This window comes from Nocardiopsis sediminis (genome assembly GCF_042650565.1).
GTDB classification, from domain to species: Bacteria; Actinomycetota; Actinomycetes; order Streptosporangiales; family Streptosporangiaceae; genus Nocardiopsis_B; species Nocardiopsis_B sediminis.
Window position 1 is genome coordinate 158,305 of sequence record NZ_JBHSBH010000012.1, and the last position, 14,571, is coordinate 172,875.

Below are 14,571 nucleotides of genomic sequence, written 5' to 3' on the forward strand. Positions count from 1 at the left end.
GGCGGGTGCGCCGGTCCGTGGCCGGCGGCGTCGCGACCGTCACCATCGACAACCCCGGCGCCCGCAACGCCATGACGGCCGACATGTACCGGGCCGTCCCCCCGCTCTTCGCCGAGCTGGCCGCCGACCCCGCGGTGCGGGTCGCCGTGCTCACCGGCGCGGGCGACACCTTCTGCTCCGGAGCCGACATCGGCCAGCTCGACCGCATCGGCCACGGCGAGACCGACCTACCGACCCTGGCCGAAGAGGCCATTGCGGCCTGCCCCAAACCCGTCATCGCCGCCATCCGGGGCTACTGCTACGGCGGCGGCTGCCAGCTCGCGGCAGCCTGCGACCTGCGGATCGCCGCCGACGACGCGCGGTTCGCCATCACCCCGGCCAAGCTCGGCGTCCTCTACCCGGTGAGCGCGCTGCGGCGGCTGGTCCGGCTGGCGGGGACGGCCCCGGTCAAGCACCTGGTCTACACGGCCGCCGGCATCGACGCGGAGCGGGCGCTGCGGGAAGGCTTCTACAACGAGGTCGTCCCCGGTGCCGCCCTGGCACAGCGGGTGGCCGACCTCGCCGAGCTCATCGGCTCCCGGTCGCAGCTGACCGTCCGCGCGTCCAAGGACATCCTCGACCGCATCGGCGGCGGCGCCCTCACCCCGGAGCGGATCGCCCACTGGCGCGCGGAGATGTGGGCCGCGGGCGACCTCGACGAGGGCCTGGCGGCCTTCGAGGAGCGCCGCGCACCCCGCTTCCCGTGGACCGGGCCCGCGGCCCCCACGGACGACTGACCCCTCCCGACCTGCGCCTATCCCGGCAGGGACCCCGCCGCGGCCGCACCCCCGTGCCGGTGCGCGGGCGGCGTCGATCGGGCCCTCTGGTCCCGTTTCCCGCCGCGCGCACCGGGGCACGCTCGCCGGTGCGGCGGGGGCGAGGGGCGGGGGCGGCGATGAGCGGCGGTAGCGGGCGGGCACCGCGCGTGCGGACCGTGCCCGGGCGCACGGACCGCGTCGTGGTGGTCGGAGCGGGGCTGTCCGGCCTGGCCGCGGCGCTGCACCTGCGCGGCGCGGGGCGCGAGGTCACGGTCGTGGAGCGCGATGCGCACCCGGGCGGGCGCGCGGGCCGCCTCGACATCGGCGGCTACCGGATCGACACCGGGCCCACGGTGCTGACCATGCCCGATCTCATCGACGAGGCGCTGGCCGCCGTCGGGTCCTCGCTGGCCGAGACCGTGGACCTCGTCCCGCTGGCACCCGCCTACCGCGCGGCCTTCGCCGACGGCACCGAGGTCGACGTGCACACCGGCGCCGAGGAGATGGCCGCCGAGGTGCGGCGGGTCGCCGGGCCCCGGGAGGAGGCGGGCTACCTGCGGCTGCGCGCCTGGCTGAGCCGCCTCTACGAGGTGCAGATGCGGCGGTTCATCGACGCGAACTTCGACTCCCCGCTGGGCCTGCTCACCCCCGACCTCGCCCGGCTGGCCGCCATCGGCGGGTTCGGCCGGCTGGCCCCCGCCATCGGCCGGTTCCTGACCGACCCCCGGCTCCAGCGGATCTTCACCTTCCAGGCGCTCTACGCGGGGGTGCCGCCGCAGCGGGCGATGGCCGCCTACGGGGTCATCGCCTACATGGACACGGTCGCCGGCGTGTACTTCCCGCGCGGCGGGATGCGCGCACTGGCCGACGGGCTCGCCGGAGCCGCCGCCAAGGCGGGCGTCGCCTTCCGCTACAACGAGCCGGTACGCGAGCTGGAGCGCCGGGGCGACCGGATCACCGCCGTCCGCACAGCCCACGGCGGCCGGATCCCCTGCGACGCGGTCGTCCTCACCCCCGACCTGCCCGCGTCCTACCGGCTGCTGGGGCGGGTGCCCTGGCGCCCGGTGCCGCTGCGGTTCTCCCCGTCGGCGGTCGTCCTGCACGCCGGGACCGGACGCGCCTGGCCCGGGCTGCACCACCACACGATCTCCTTCGGCGCAGCCTGGAGCCGCACCTTCGACGAGATCACCCGGGTGGGCCGGACCATGAGCGACCCGTCCCTGCTCGTCACCCGGCCCACCGCCACCGATCCCGGCCTGGCCCCGCCCGGGCACGACCTGTTCTACGTGCTGGCGCCCGCGCCGAACCTGCGCACCGGCGGCCCCGACTGGCGCACCGAGGGGCCGCGCTACCGCGACGCGCTCGTGCGCACCCTGGAGGAGCGCGGCCTGAGCGGGCTCGGCGCGGCGATCACGGCGGAGCACCTGGTCACCCCGCACGATTGGGAGCGTCAGGGGCTGGCGTTCGGCACCCCGTTCGCCACCGCGCACACCTTCGCCCAGACGGGACCGTTCCGGCCCCGCAACCTGGTCTCGGGTACCGCCAACGCCGTGCTCGCGGGCTGCGGGACCACACCGGGCGTTGGCCTGCCGACCGTCCTGATCTCCGGAAAGCTCGCCGCGGCCCGCATCACCGGCGCCGCCCGCCCCGCAGGGAGCCGCTGATGGGGGCCGACACCGAACTCGACGCCGCGGGGATCAGCGGCGCGCCGCTGCGCGCGGCCTACGCCCACTGCCGCGACCTGCACGCCCGCCACGGCCGCAGCTACTACCTCGCCACCCGCGTGCTGCCGCCCGCGAGGCGGCCGGCCGTGCACGCGCTGTACGGCTTCGCGCGGTGGGTGGACGACGTCGTCGACGGCGCCGGCCCGCCGGACGGGGCGGCCGGCCCGCGCGGGCTGATCGACGCGGTCGAGGCCGACCTCGGGACCGCCCTTTCCGGCGGCCCCGCCGAGCGGCCGGTCGTGCGGGCCGTCGCCGATTGCGCGCGGCGCTACGACATCGACCCGCCGCTGTTCGCCGCGTTCCTCGCCTCGATGCGCATGGACCTCGACGTGACGGGCTACGCCGACTTCGCCGAGCTCCGCGGCTACATGTACGGCTCGGCGTCCGTGATCGGCCTCCAGGTGCTGCCCGTCCTGGGCACGTCGGTGCCCCGCGCCGAGGCCGCGCCGCACGCGGCGGCGCTGGGCGAGGCGTTCCAGCTCACCAACTTCCTGCGCGACGTCGCCGAGGACCTGGACCGCGGCCGGGTCTACCTGCCCGCCGACGTGCTCGCCGCCCATGGCGCCGACCGCGGCCTGCTCGCCCACTGCCGCCGCACCGGGGCCCAGGACCCGCGCGTGCGCGCGGCCCTGGCGGAGGTGGCCGGGGTCAACCGCGAGGTCTACCGGCGGGCCGAACCGGGGATCCCCATGCTGCACCCGGTGTCGCGCCCGTGTGTCGCCACCGCGCTGCGGCTCTACCGGGGGATCCTGGACCGCATTGAGGCCGCCGACTACGACGTGTGGACCCGGCGGCACAGCGTGCCGCGCGCCCGCCGCGCCGGGATGGCGCTGCCCGCCCTGGGCCGCGCCCTCACCGCGCGCCTGCTCACCCCGTGACCGCACCGACACGGGCGATGCCCCGTTGAGAGGACGACAAGGCCATGTCCCTCCCCGATCCCCGGCCGCGGCGGATCCCGCTGCGCCGGATGCCCGCGACCGTATGGGCCCGCCAGCGGCCGACCTGGCGCCAGGCGGCCCCGGCCGTCATCGGCGCGGCCCTGGACCGGGCGCTGGCCCGGCCGTCCGGGAACTGGTACGTGCTGGCCGCCGCCGACGAGATCCGCCCCGATCGGCCTTTCGGCCGGGTGGTCGCCGGGACCGAGGTGGTGGCCTGGCGCGGCGCCGACGGGACCTTGCACGCCGCGCCCGGCGCCTGCCCGCACCTCGGGGCGCCGCTGTGCCACGGCGCGGTGGACGCGGGACGGCTGGTCTGCCGCTGGCACGGGCTGGCGCTGGACGGCGGGGGCTTCCCGGGCTGGTCGCCGTTTCCCGCCCACGACGACGGCGTGCTGGCCTGGGTGCGCCTGGACGGGCCGGGCGGCGAGGAGCCGCTGGCGCGCCCAGTGCTGCCCGAGCGCCCGCAGGGCGCGCCCGTCATCTCCGCCGTGGAGAGCATGGCGGGGCGGTGCGAGCCCGAGGACATCGTCGCCAACCGGCTCGACCCCTGGCACGGGTCGTGGTTCCACCCGTACTCGTTCGTGGGGCTGCGCGTCACCGAGGTGCCCGAAGGGCCGGACCCCGACCCGGACCGGATGGTGGCGGAGCTGGCGTTCAAGGTCGCGGGCCGCTGGGGCGTCCCGGTGCGGGCGGCGTTCTCCTGCCCCGAGCCGCGCACGGTCGTCATGCACATCATCGAGGGGGAGGGGGCCGGCAGCGTCGTGGAGACGCACGCGACGCCGCTGGGAGTCGACCGCAACGGGGTGCCGCGCACCGCGGTGATCGAGGCGCTGATCGCCACCTCCCCGCGCCCGGGGTTCGCCCTCGCGCGGCGTGCGGCGCCCGCGGTCCGGTCGGCGATGCGCTTCGCGGCCCGGCGGCTGTGGCGCGACGACCTCGCCTACGCCGAGCGCCGCCACCTGCTGCGCACGGCCAAGCCCGGCGGGGGCTGAGGCCGCAGGCCACCCGGGCGCCCGGGTGGCGGTCCGGCGCGGCGCCCGCGGGCGGGTCAGCGGGTGCGCCGGGCGGTGCGGGCCAGGGCGCGCAGGAGCGGGACCCGGCCGCGGCGGGGGACGGTCCGGACCGTGTGGCCGGGCAGGCCCCATTGGCACAGGAGCCGGTTGGCCGCCAGCAGCCCGCTGGTGGCGGCGCGCTCCATCAGCGCCACCGGCAGGTCGACCCGCACGTGGTCGCCGGCCACGACCAGCCAGGGGTCGGGGGTGTGAACGGGCAGGCGGGCGCCGAACCCGCCCGGAGGGAACAGCGGGCAGTCGGCGTGCAGCTCGTGCCGCCGGTCGACGATGCGCGCCCCGCGCGTCTCGGGGTAAACGACGTGCAGCTGAGCGATCAGCCGCTCCTGCTCGGTCGCGGCGTCGCAGCCCTCGGGCAGGGCGTAGGCGTGCAGCTCCACCACCGAGCCACCGGTGCGCCGCGCCCATGCGGCGGCCTCGTCCTCGTAGCGCTCCAGCACGCTGATGTTGTCGAGCGTGGGGTGGCCGCCGGTGCCCAGGAAGCCGGGGCGGTCGGCGCGCACCGGCCGGTCCAGCCATAGCCGCGACACCAGGAACGGCGGGGCGGTGGGCACGCGTCCGGCGCCGGCCCGCCACGCCGGGGTGGCCAGCCCCGGCGACGCCTCCGCCAGCGGGCCGAGGGCGCCGGGGTCGGTGGCGAGCACGACCGCGTCGGCCTCCTCGGCGGTCCCGTCGGCGGCGTGGACCGCGAACCTGCGGCGCGTGCCCGCCCCGATCGCGGTGACGGGCCGCCCGGTGTGCACGTCCGCCCCGTTCTTCTCCAGGTACGCGGCGAGTGGGTCCCAGAGGGCCCGGGGGAAGGGCGCGGAGGGGACGTCGAACAGCAGCCCCTCCGCGGAGCCGAGGAAGTAGATGTGGAACATCAGCGCCAGCTCCGCGGCCGACAGCGACCGGGGGTCGGCGAAGAAGCTCCGGGAGAACACCTCGAAGGCGAGGTGGCGGGCGCCCGGCGGGAAGCGGACGAGGTCGAGGAAGCGCACCGCGTCCAGGTGGTCCAGGCGCCGGTAGACGCCCGGCACGTCCACGTCCAGCAGTTGCAGCGCGGCGGGGACGTTCACCGCGGCGGTGGCGGCCAGCGGGAAGCCGCGGCTGCGCAGGGCGAACGCCAGCGCGTTCCAGGGGGGCGTCTCGGGCAGCCCGGCGAACCGGTCGGCCTGGCCGCGGGCGTGCACCAGCGGGTAGTCGGGCAGCGGGGTGAGCATGCCCAGGCCGGGGTCGGCCCGGCGCAGCAGCGCCCGCAGGTTGTAGTACTGCCGGAAGAACGCGTGGAAGCCGCGGCTCATCGTCACCGCCGACCCGTCGGCCAGGGTCGTGGGGTGGCCGCGCAGCCGGCCCCCGAGCCCGCCCGCCCGCTCCAGGACGACGGTGCGCACACCGCGCTCGGCCAGGGCGGTGGCCGCGGACAGCCCGGCGATGCCACCGCCGACCACCACGGCGGACGGCGCCCGATCGGGCACCGCCCCGCGCGGCGCAGCGGGCGGGACGTCTTCGGCGAGCGGGTCGCGCCCCTCAGCGGTCATGAGGGGCCCTCCTCGGCGCGGTGCCCGTGGGTGGGGCCGTGGTGTTCCGGCCACCCGCGCCTGGGGGCACGTCCCGCGCGGCGGCTTTCCGCTTCGCGGCCGGCCGCAGGGCGCGCCCGGCCCTGACCCGGTTCGCCGGCAGCAGCCGGCACGCCGGCCCGCGGGCCGCCCGTTGGCGCGCGGGATGCTGTGACGCCTCCTCGCCCGCCAGGGCGGCGGCACGCAGGGGCCGACCCGGGTATCTCACGCGCCGCCCCCCGGCGCCGCCGGCGGGGTGTGCCCGACGAACGTGTGGGTGATGCCGTTCTGCCAGCCGGGCAGCGGCGCGGTCTTTACGCCCTCCAGGCCGGCGGCGCGCATGCGGTCGCGCAGTGCTGTGGCGCCGTCGAACGCCAGCACGCTGCGCCACAGGTAGCGGTAGAGGTCGGCGCGGCCGGTGAGCGCGCGGCCGGCGGGGATGACGATGCCCCAGCACACCGCGTGCCACACCGCGCGGGCGCGCGCCGAATCGGCGACGGAGTACTCGTGCAGCGCCACCCGCCCGCCGGGGCGCAGCAGCGCCGCCATGGCCCGGAGGGCCCGGTCGGGATCGGGGCAGTTGCGCAGCAGGTAGGCGGCGAGCACCGCGTCGGCGGGGCCGCCGATGTCCCTGAGGGTGAGGTCCTCGGCCCGGGCGTGCACGAACCGCACGCCCGGCGGCCAGCGCTTCGCGCGGGCGGCGTCGAGCATCCCGGCCGAGGCGTCGACCGCGATGATCTCGGCGCGCGGCAGGGCGCGCACCAGCGCCGCCGTGGAGGCGCCCGTTCCGCAGCCCAGGTCGAGCACGCGCAGCCCGGCGCCGCCCGCGGGCAGCCCGAGCCGCCGCGCCGACATGCGCAGGTGCCGGTGGTAGCCGGGGTTGGCGCCGACCAGCCGGTCATAGGACGCGGCGGCGGTGTCGAACTCGTCCGTCAGCGTTGCGGTGTCCATCGGGACCCCTCTGTCCGTTGAGGGCGGGGCCTGGGCGGGCTCGCGCACGCCGCCCCCGTCCGTGGTGTCGCGGAGCGGCCCGGCCGCCCCGTGCGATGCTGGGGCGCATGCGGGAGTTCGACGTGGCCGTCGTGGGTGCGGGAGCCGCTGGACTGTCCCTTACCCGGTGCCTGGACCGGATGAAACCGCGGCGGGGCGGCGGGGTGGATGGCGGCGTCGCTCTGATCGAGGCGCCCCCGGGGCCGTTGCGCGCGCCCGCGCGGACCTGGTGCTTCTGGGAGACCGGCGGCGGGCCGTGGGACGGTGTCCTGGCGGCCCGCTGGGACCGCCTGGAGGTGGTCGGCCCCGGAGGCGACCGCGTCGCGTCGCCGATCGCCCCTCTGTCCTACAAGATGCTGCGGTCGACCGACTTCGAGGCGCACGTGCGCGCGGGGCTGAGTGACAGGGTCGCGCAGGTCGGCGCGGCCGTGGAGGAGATCGAGGACGGCCCCGGCCGCGCCGTTGTACGCGGGCGCGACGCCTCCGGCGAGCCGGTCGAGATCGCCGCGCGGTGGGTCTTCGACTCCCGCCCGCTGCCGGCCCTGCCGCCGGCGCGCACCACCCTCCTCCAGCACTTCCGCGGCTGGTTCGTGCGCACCGCGGCCGACGCGTTCGACCCGGGCCGTGCGCTGCTGATGGACCTGCGCCCGCCGCAGCCGCCCAACGGGGTCGCGTTCGGCTACGTGCTGCCGCTGTCGCCGCGCGAGGCGCTGGTGGAGTACACCGAGTTCACGCGCGCGGTGCTCGACGACGCCGGGTACGACGCGGCGCTGCGCGACTACACCGGGCGGGTGCTGGGGCTGGGCGCGTTCGAGGTGACAGCGGCCGAGCAGGGCGCGATCCCGATGACCGACGGCGCCTTCCGCACCCGGGCGGGGCGCCGGGTGTTCCGGATCGGCGCGGCGGGGGGCGCGACCCGCCCGTCCACCGGCTACACCTTCAGCGGCATCCAGCGGCAGGCGGCGGCGGTGGCCGGCGCGCTCGCCCGTGGCCGCACCCCCGTCCCGCCGGTGCCCCACCGGCGGCGGCACCTGGCCATGGACGCCGTCCTGCTGCGGGCGCTCGACAGCGGGCGGATCGACGGGGCCGGGTTCTTCGCGGGGCTCTTCCGGCGCAACGGGATCCCCCGGGTTCTGGCCTTTCTCGACGGCGGTTCGCGGCTGCCCGGCGAGCTCGCGATGGGGTTCACGACCCCGGTCGCCCCCATGGCCCTGACAACGGCGGAATGCGCCTGGCGGGCGCTGCGCCCCATGTGAACGAAGTGCGCCACGGGACGCGGGATTCGGTGCGATCATGTTTCGCGGAGTTTCCACCAGGGGAATTCCGGAATCGGAGATCTTTTCCACGGAATCGGACGAGACCCGTCGATGCCGCGGTAAAAGACGGGTAAAGTGCGCGGCATGGCTACTCGTTCTCATGGACGCTTCAAGCGCTATGCGGCCCGGGCGACCGCCCTTGCCCTGTCGGCGGTCGTCGCCACCGGGACCGGGTTCGCGGTCCTGGGCGGGACCGCTTCGGCCGCCACCGCACCGGCAGGCGCCTACGCCTTCAACTGGGGCACCTCGGAACTGCGCGTCGGCGACTCCGGGCGCGAAGTCGAGGCGTTGCAGGAACGCCTCATGGAACTCGGCTACTGGATCGATTCCGCCGACGGCGAGTTCGGCGGCCTGACCGTCCAGGCCGTTTACGCCATTCAGAAAGCGGCGGGAATCGACCGCGACGGCATCGTCGGCCCCGACACCCGCGCCGCGCTCGACGACGGCGTGCGCCCCGACCCCTCCAGCACATCGGGCAACGTGGTCGAGATCGACCTCGAACGCCAGCTGCTCCTCGTCGTCTCCGACGGCGACGTGGAACAGGTCTTCAACACCTCCACCGGCTCCGGCGAGACCTACGAGTCCCGGGGCCAGGAGAGCGTGGCCGTCACCCCCACCGGCGAGTACACCGTCTTCCGCGGCGTCGACGCCTGGGACCCCGGCCCCCTTGGCGCGCTGTACCGGCCCAAGTACTTCAACCGCGGCATCGCCGTCCACGGCTACAACTCCGTTCCGCCCTACCCCGCCTCGCACGGCTGCGCCCGCGTCAGCATCGCCGCCATGGACTGGCTCTGGGACAGCGGGCGGCTGGACAACAACTCGGTCGTCATCGTCCGCTGACCCCCTCCCGGCTCCACGAACGCCCCGGACCCCCTCTCCGGGGCGTTCGCGTGTCCGGGGAAGGAGGCGGCGGCCGCGGGGTCAGCCGGGGGCCGGGGCGGGCTGCTGGCCGGCCGCCACGGGCTCGGCGCGGGCGAGGCGTTCCGCTTGCAGCGCGACGGCCATGGAGCGGTCGGGGCCGACCGAACCGCGCAGCGCCTTGCGGCGCGGCCGGCGCCGCATGAGGGTCCGGGCGTCGGCCTCGGACATGCGGCCCGCGGCCACGTCGGCGGAGAAGGCTTGGGCCATCCGGTGCCGGTAGGCGTGCCGGACGGTGAAGTACACCACGAGGGTGATCACGAAGTTCAGCATGGACGAGAACAGCGTGCCGCCCGGTGTCGCCGCCAGCAGCGGGGCGTTGAAGAACCAGTGCATGGCCACGGCCAGCAGGATCAGCAGGACGGCCGGCACCAGGCGCCGCGCCGGGGCCCGGCCGGCCGCGGCGGCGATCATGCCGAGTCCGGTGCCCGCGACCGCGGTCATCGCCCAGTGCGACCCCCACCCCGTCAGGATGACGCGGGCCGCGAACGACAGGATGACGGAGCCGGCGCCGGTGGTGGCGCCCTGTTCGATCACCAGGCTCAGCGCGTAGGTCAGGTTCTCCATGACCTGGAAGCCGAGCCCGACGAGCGCGCCGAACACGAACCCGTCCACGGGCCCGCGGAAGGCGCGCGGCGCCGCCAGCGCGATCAGCGCGAGGCCGCAGAGCTTCAGCAGCTCCTCGTTGAACGGGGCCGACAGCGACGGGCCCCACAGCGCCGTGAACGGCAGCCCCGCCGTCTTGGACAGCATTCCGTGCACCGCGTTGTTGGCGAGTAGCGCGCCCCCGGTGGCGGCGGTCGCCCCCCACAGCACGCAGGCCGCTGACAGGCCGCGCGGCGGCGACCACACCGGGCGGATGCGGCGCAGCAGCGCGAACCCGATCGCCACGGAGACGGCCAGCAGCACGAACGACAGGAGCGTCTCGCCGGGGAAGACCGCCATCTGCCCCCCGAAGGACGCCAGGATGGAGATCACCCCCGCCGCGCACAGCACCCCGAAGACCGTCCATATCGCCCGGCCCCGCTGCGACCGGGGGACGTGCAGCAGCGGGTGGCCGGGGTGCGGGCCGGCGTGCGGTGCGCCGGCGGGGCGCCGTTCGTGTGCCCCGGTGCGGGCGGGTCCCGGCTCGTAGGGGCCGTCGTGGCGGCTCATGATCCCGACCCGCCCTTCCCGGTGAAGGCGATGGAGGACGCGAGTTCGCCCGCCGCCCGCTGGTCGTCGTCGGAGGCGTCCGGCGCGGCGAGGATGGTCATCTCGACCGCGAAGGCCGTTCCGGGCGACGGGTAGACGACGGCGCGCCCCGTGCGGTCGCCGTCGACCAGCGGCCCGGTCCAGCCGCCGGCGTCGTTGCGGCTCATGGTGACGCGGGGCTCGCCGAGCTCGGCGCCGGGGTGGTCCACCTGGACGATCCGGCGCAGCCCCGCCCAGAGTTCGTCGATGTCGCGCGGCTGGTCCAGTACGGCGGACAGGACGGTCATCTCCACGCCGCCCCGGGTGAAGTGGTAGGTGCGCCCCTCGGTGCTCTGGCCGGGCCGGAGGGTCCAGCCGGGGCCGAAGGTGAGCCGCGCCTCGTGGCCGCCGCCTTCGGCGACGCTCATGGTGCTGCCGTCGGCCACCGGCTTCTCGTCGGCGATCGCGGCGTTGACGATCGGCCACCCGACCGCGAGCAGGAGCACGACGCCGACGATGACCGCCAGGCTCCGCCACGGCACCCGCGCGGCCGGGGGTACGCCGGTTTCGGGCTGTGTCTCGTGCATCGGCGCCCTCCGCTCCTCGTAGCGTCCGCGGACCGCGGTCCGCCCCGTTCATGCAAACACGGAGCGTGACGATCGCCGTTCAATGCGGGACGTGTCGGGCGTAAATTCCGCGTCCGGAACGGGGATGGACCGGCGGTCCGCGGCGGGGCGGGTCGTGGGCGCGCCCGCGGTCACAGCCGGGCGGCGAGCCCGTCCTCCAGGATGGCGAAGGCGGTGTCGGCGCGCGCGACGGCGCCGGGGTGGGCGTCATCGGCGGAGCGGCCCGCCGCCATCTCGGCCGCGTTGCGGGTGGCGAGGATGCGCTGGGTGGCGATGATCTGGCCGGCCGCGACGCCGGCCACCGTGTCGTCGCCGGTGCCCGTCTCCGCGAGCGCCGCGGCGAGGGCGGCCTCCCCCCGCGCGAGGTAGCCGTGCAGCCGCGACACCAGCGCCGGGGTGCCGTAGAGCAGGCGCTGGAACGCCAGCACCTCGGGGTGGTCGTTGAGGCCCGTTATGGGGTCGCGGCGGTCGAGGCCGTCGCGGAAGTGCCACCGGAGCGCGGCAAGCGGGGCGATTCCGGCCGCGCGGTCGCGCACGACCCGGGCCGCCTCGGTCTCGTGGTCGGCGAACCGGTGCAGGACCAGGTCCTCCTTGGTCGGGAAGTAGGCGAAGAGCGTGGGCTTGGAGACCTCGGCCGCGGCGGCGATGTCGGCGACCGAGACCCGGTCGAAGCCGGACTCGCGGAAGAGGGCGATCGCCGCCTCGGAGATCGCCTGCCGTGTGCGCTGCTTCTTCAGTTCCCTGAGCCCCGTCGGTTCGGCCATGGGGCCAGTGTAGGTGCGACGGACGTCGGGTTAAATAAATGACCGGGACAAAAAATTGACCAGGTTAATATGATGGTCGGGTCGCCGCCCCGGACACCGGCGTGCGCAGGCCGGCGCCCGGCCCACCGATCCGCCCACCGACGAAAGGCGCGCTCCGCCATGCCCGACCCCGCCCGCCCCGTCGACCCGGAGATCCGGGCCGAACGCGCCCACCTCGCGGCCGCCCGCGAAGCGCTCCGCCGGATGCGCGAGGACGTCCTGACCACCCGGACCGCGGTCGGCGACGCCGTCGTGGACAAGTACACGAACGCCGTCCTGCGGCGCTCGCGCGCCCTGCGCGCCGAGCACCTCGCCGACCTGCCCGATGTCCCGCTGTTCTTCGGGCGGCTGGACTTCCCGCCCGGCACCGTCCACGAGGACGCGCCCGGAACGGAGGAGCCCGGCACGGACGTTGCACCCGGCCCGCGCCCCGACGACGCCGTGCACATCGGGCGGCGCAACGTCCACGACGCCGCGGGCACCACGATGGTCATCGACTGGCGGGCCCCGATCGCCGGGGCGTTCTACCGGGCGAGCCCGCGCGAACCGATGGGCGTGCGCCGGCGCCGCCGCTACGGCTTCGACGGTGCCCGCCTCACCGCCTACGAGGATGAGCCGCTGGCCGCGGCCGGGCCGGCGGCGGACGGGCGCCCGATCAGCGGGCTGCTGGCCGCGGAGATCGAACGGCCGCGGTCCGGCCCGATGCGCGACATCGTGGCGACCATCCAGCCCGACCAGGACGACCTCGTCCGGGCCCCGCTCGACCGCGTCGTGTGCGTCCAGGGCGCGCCCGGGACCGGGAAGACGGCGGTCGGCCTGCACCGCGTCGCCTACCTGCTCTACATGGAGCGCGAGCGGCTGGGCCGCGCGGGCGCCGTCGTCATCGGCCCCAACCGGGCCTTCCTGGACTACATCCGCAACGTCCTGCCTGCTCTCGGCGAGCTCGGCGTCGCCCACACCACGATCGACGACCTCCTCGGCCGGGTCGAGGTCCGGCGCGCCGAGGAGCCGGACGCCGCGCGGATCAAGGGCGACGCCCGCATGGCCGAGGTCATCCGCCGCGACCTGTGGTCGCGGCTGCGTCCGCCCGCCGAGACGCTCGTGGTCCGCACCGGCGCGCGGCGCTGGCGCCTCTACCCCGATGAGCTGGCCGCCCTGGCCGACGAGGTGCGCGGGCGCGGCGTCCCCTACGGCGCCGGCCGCGGCCTCTTCGCCGGGCGCGTCGCCCGCGCCCTGCTGGCGCGGATGGAGGAGGCCGGGTGGCCCTGCGACGACCGCACTCTCACCGCACTCGGGCGCGACCGCGATGTCCGCGCGGCGGTCGCGGAGGTGTGGCCCGCGTGCGACCCGGCCCGGCTGGTCCTCGGCCTGCTGACCGACCCCGGCCGGCTGGCCCGCGCCGCCGACGGCGTCCTCGACCCCGGCGAGCAGGCCGCCCTGGCCCTGCCCGGGCGCCAGCGGACCGCGGCGGCCGCACGGTGGTCGGACGCCGACCTCGCCCTCATCGACGAGGCCGCCGGGCTGATCGAGCGGCCGGCCGCGCTCGGCCACGTCGTCGTGGACGAGGCGCAGGACCTCAGCCCGATGCAGTGCCGCGCCATCGGCCGCCGGCTGGGCCCCGCCTCGGCGACGGTGCTCGGCGACCTCGCACAGGCCACCCACCCGGCCGCGGTCCCGGACTGGCCGGCCCTGCTCCACCACCTCGGCGCGCCCGATGCCGCCCATACCGAGCTGGTCCGCGGGTACCGCGTCCCGGAGCAGATCATCGGGTTCGCCGCGCGCCTCCTCAAGGAGATCGCGCCGACCCTCCGGGAGCCCGAGGCCGTCCGCAGCGCCCCGGGGTCGCTGCGCGTCACCGCCGCCGGGGACGGCGGGCTGCGCGCGGCGGCCGTCCGCGCCTGCACCGAGGCGCTGGCGGGGGAGGGGGCGGTCGGGCTCATCGCCGCCGACGGCGACATCGCGGACCTCCACGGCGCGGTCACCGGCGCCGGGGTGGGCGCGTCCCTGCTCGGCGCCGACGACGGCGCGATGGGTGCGCAGCGCCTGGTCTGCGTGCCCGCCTCGCTCGCCAAGGGGCTGGAGTTCGACGCCGTCGTGGTCGCCGAGCCGGCCCGCATCGCCGGATCGGGGCCGCGCGGAGCGCACCGCCTCTACATCGCGCTGACCCGCGCGGTGAGCACCCTGCACGTCGTGCACGCCGCCCCGCTCCCCGAGCCGCTCCGCTGAGCGGGGCGGCTCGGCGTTCTCGTCGGGCGGGAGAGCGGGGCGCGCGAGGCGTTCGGGATCCTGTGGGGTTGCTGGGAATGCGCCGTACGGCCTTTCACCGCGCCGGAGCGGCGTGAAAGCGTCCGGCAAGAGCGCTGGAAGCGACTGCGGCGAGGCTGGGCGGTGAACGCTCCCGGCCGGGGCGACGACCGCCCCGGGGCCGGCGGCGGGCCGCTCACGGCCCGCGCCGCGCGCCGTGAGCGGCCGGTGAGCGGGCACCGGAGGAAGGGTGGAATGAGCGAGACCGCATCCCACACAGCGGAGCCGCCGGCGGTCGGCCTGCCCGACCAGCGGCGGGGGAGCGCCGACGATGAGGGATGGAGCGGCGGCACCGAACGGTGGGGCGGCGGCGCCGTGGGGTGGAGCGCCGACGCCGGCCCTGTGGCCGCGTCCCACACGGCGGAGCCGCCGGC

12 protein-coding genes are annotated in these 14,571 nt (G+C 76.6%); 7 read left to right on the plus strand and 5 right to left on the minus strand.

Annotation, left to right across the window (positions count from 1 at the left end):
• Positions 1-17 precede the first annotated feature (17 nt).
• From ACFOVU_RS18805 to ACFOVU_RS18820, 4 genes are all read left to right on the plus strand, one after another.
• Complete coding sequence (locus ACFOVU_RS18805) at positions 18-776, plus strand: enoyl-CoA hydratase/isomerase family protein (protein WP_378535429.1); 759 nt, start codon at positions 18-20, stop codon at positions 774-776.
• Between the two features lie 158 nt (positions 777-934).
• The gene (crtI, locus tag ACFOVU_RS18810; RefSeq protein ID WP_378535431.1) at positions 935-2,461 is read left to right on the plus strand and encodes a phytoene desaturase family protein; all 1,527 of its coding nucleotides are present in this window, start codon (positions 935-937) and stop codon (positions 2,459-2,461) included.
• Complete coding sequence (locus tag ACFOVU_RS18815) at positions 2,461-3,399, plus strand: phytoene/squalene synthase family protein (protein ID WP_378535433.1); 939 nt, start codon at positions 2,461-2,463, stop codon at positions 3,397-3,399. The genes crtI and ACFOVU_RS18815 overlap by 1 nt, the downstream gene beginning before the upstream one ends.
• Positions 3,400-3,443: 44 nt before the next feature.
• Entirely contained in the window at positions 3,444-4,451 is a 1,008-nt protein-coding gene (locus ACFOVU_RS18820) for a DUF5914 domain-containing protein (protein WP_378535435.1), read from the plus strand.
• Positions 4,452-4,507: 56 nt separating this feature from the next.
• Here the strand turns inward: ACFOVU_RS18820 and ACFOVU_RS18825 are convergent, their stop codons facing one another.
• Positions 4,508-6,049 carry an FAD-dependent oxidoreductase gene (locus ACFOVU_RS18825; RefSeq protein WP_378535437.1) on the minus strand — a complete coding sequence of 514 codons (1,542 nt, stop codon included), beginning with the start codon at positions 6,047-6,049 and terminating at the stop codon, positions 4,508-4,510.
• A gap of 243 nt (positions 6,050-6,292) precedes the next feature.
• Positions 6,293-7,018, minus strand: a complete 726-nt coding sequence (locus ACFOVU_RS18830; protein WP_378535439.1) for a class I SAM-dependent methyltransferase — start codon at positions 7,016-7,018, stop codon at positions 6,293-6,295.
• Between the two features lie 107 nt (positions 7,019-7,125).
• Between ACFOVU_RS18830 and ACFOVU_RS18835 the strand changes: the two genes are divergently transcribed.
• Together ACFOVU_RS18835 and ACFOVU_RS18840 are read left to right on the plus strand one after the other, a co-directional pair.
• Positions 7,126-8,313, plus strand: coding sequence for a lycopene cyclase family protein (locus tag ACFOVU_RS18835; protein WP_378535441.1), 1,188 nt, complete (start codon positions 7,126-7,128; stop codon positions 8,311-8,313).
• Between the two features lie 144 nt (positions 8,314-8,457).
• The gene (locus tag ACFOVU_RS18840) at positions 8,458-9,213 is read left to right on the plus strand and encodes a L,D-transpeptidase family protein (RefSeq protein WP_378535443.1); all 756 of its coding nucleotides are present in this window, start codon (positions 8,458-8,460) and stop codon (positions 9,211-9,213) included.
• An 81-nt stretch (positions 9,214-9,294) separates the two neighbouring features.
• On the opposite strand, the gene ACFOVU_RS18845 is transcribed toward ACFOVU_RS18840, so the two are convergent.
• The 3 genes from ACFOVU_RS18845 to ACFOVU_RS18855 form a co-directional block, all read right to left on the minus strand.
• On the minus strand, positions 9,295-10,446 hold the full coding sequence (locus tag ACFOVU_RS18845) for a PrsW family intramembrane metalloprotease (protein ID WP_378535445.1): 1,152 nt from the start codon (positions 10,444-10,446) through the stop codon (positions 9,295-9,297).
• Positions 10,443-11,051, minus strand: coding sequence for a hypothetical protein (locus ACFOVU_RS18850; protein WP_378535447.1), 609 nt, complete (start codon positions 11,049-11,051; stop codon positions 10,443-10,445). The genes ACFOVU_RS18845 and ACFOVU_RS18850 overlap by 4 nt, the downstream gene beginning before the upstream one ends.
• Before the next feature lie 170 nt (positions 11,052-11,221).
• A complete protein-coding gene (locus ACFOVU_RS18855) occupies positions 11,222-11,854 on the minus strand; it encodes a TetR/AcrR family transcriptional regulator (RefSeq protein ID WP_378535449.1) in 633 nt (210 codons plus the stop codon).
• A gap of 159 nt (positions 11,855-12,013) precedes the next feature.
• Here ACFOVU_RS18855 and ACFOVU_RS18860 point away from each other — a divergent pair, with 159 nt between their 5' ends.
• Positions 12,014-14,119 (plus strand): HelD family protein, encoded by a 2,106-nt coding sequence (locus ACFOVU_RS18860; protein WP_378535451.1) that lies wholly within the window; start codon positions 12,014-12,016, stop codon positions 14,117-14,119.
• Positions 14,120-14,571 lie beyond the last annotated feature (452 nt).

What these genes read in the sequence shown, in the direction of transcription:
- crtI (WP_378535431.1), top strand. Translation starts at nt 935, where the DNA reads ATGAGCGGCGGTAGCGGGCGGGCACCGCGCGTGCGGACCGTGCCCGGG.
- ACFOVU_RS18815 (WP_378535433.1), top strand. Translation starts at nt 2,461, where the DNA reads ATGGGGGCCGACACCGAACTCGACGCCGCGGGGATCAGCGGCGCGCCG.
- ACFOVU_RS18820 (WP_378535435.1), top strand. Translation starts at nt 3,444, where the DNA reads ATGTCCCTCCCCGATCCCCGGCCGCGGCGGATCCCGCTGCGCCGGATG.
- ACFOVU_RS18825 (WP_378535437.1), bottom strand. Translation starts at nt 6,049, where the DNA reads ATGACCGCTGAGGGGCGCGACCCGCTCGCCGAAGACGTCCCGCCCGCT.
- ACFOVU_RS18830 (WP_378535439.1), bottom strand. Translation starts at nt 7,018, where the DNA reads ATGGACACCGCAACGCTGACGGACGAGTTCGACACCGCCGCCGCGTCC.
- ACFOVU_RS18835 (WP_378535441.1), top strand. Translation starts at nt 7,126, where the DNA reads ATGCGGGAGTTCGACGTGGCCGTCGTGGGTGCGGGAGCCGCTGGACTG.
- ACFOVU_RS18840 (WP_378535443.1), top strand. Translation starts at nt 8,458, where the DNA reads ATGGCTACTCGTTCTCATGGACGCTTCAAGCGCTATGCGGCCCGGGCG.
- ACFOVU_RS18845 (WP_378535445.1), bottom strand. Translation starts at nt 10,446, where the DNA reads ATGAGCCGCCACGACGGCCCCTACGAGCCGGGACCCGCCCGCACCGGG.
- ACFOVU_RS18850 (WP_378535447.1), bottom strand. Translation starts at nt 11,051, where the DNA reads ATGCACGAGACACAGCCCGAAACCGGCGTACCCCCGGCCGCGCGGGTG.
- ACFOVU_RS18855 (WP_378535449.1), bottom strand. Translation starts at nt 11,854, where the DNA reads ATGGCCGAACCGACGGGGCTCAGGGAACTGAAGAAGCAGCGCACACGG.
- ACFOVU_RS18860 (WP_378535451.1), top strand. Translation starts at nt 12,014, where the DNA reads ATGCCCGACCCCGCCCGCCCCGTCGACCCGGAGATCCGGGCCGAACGC.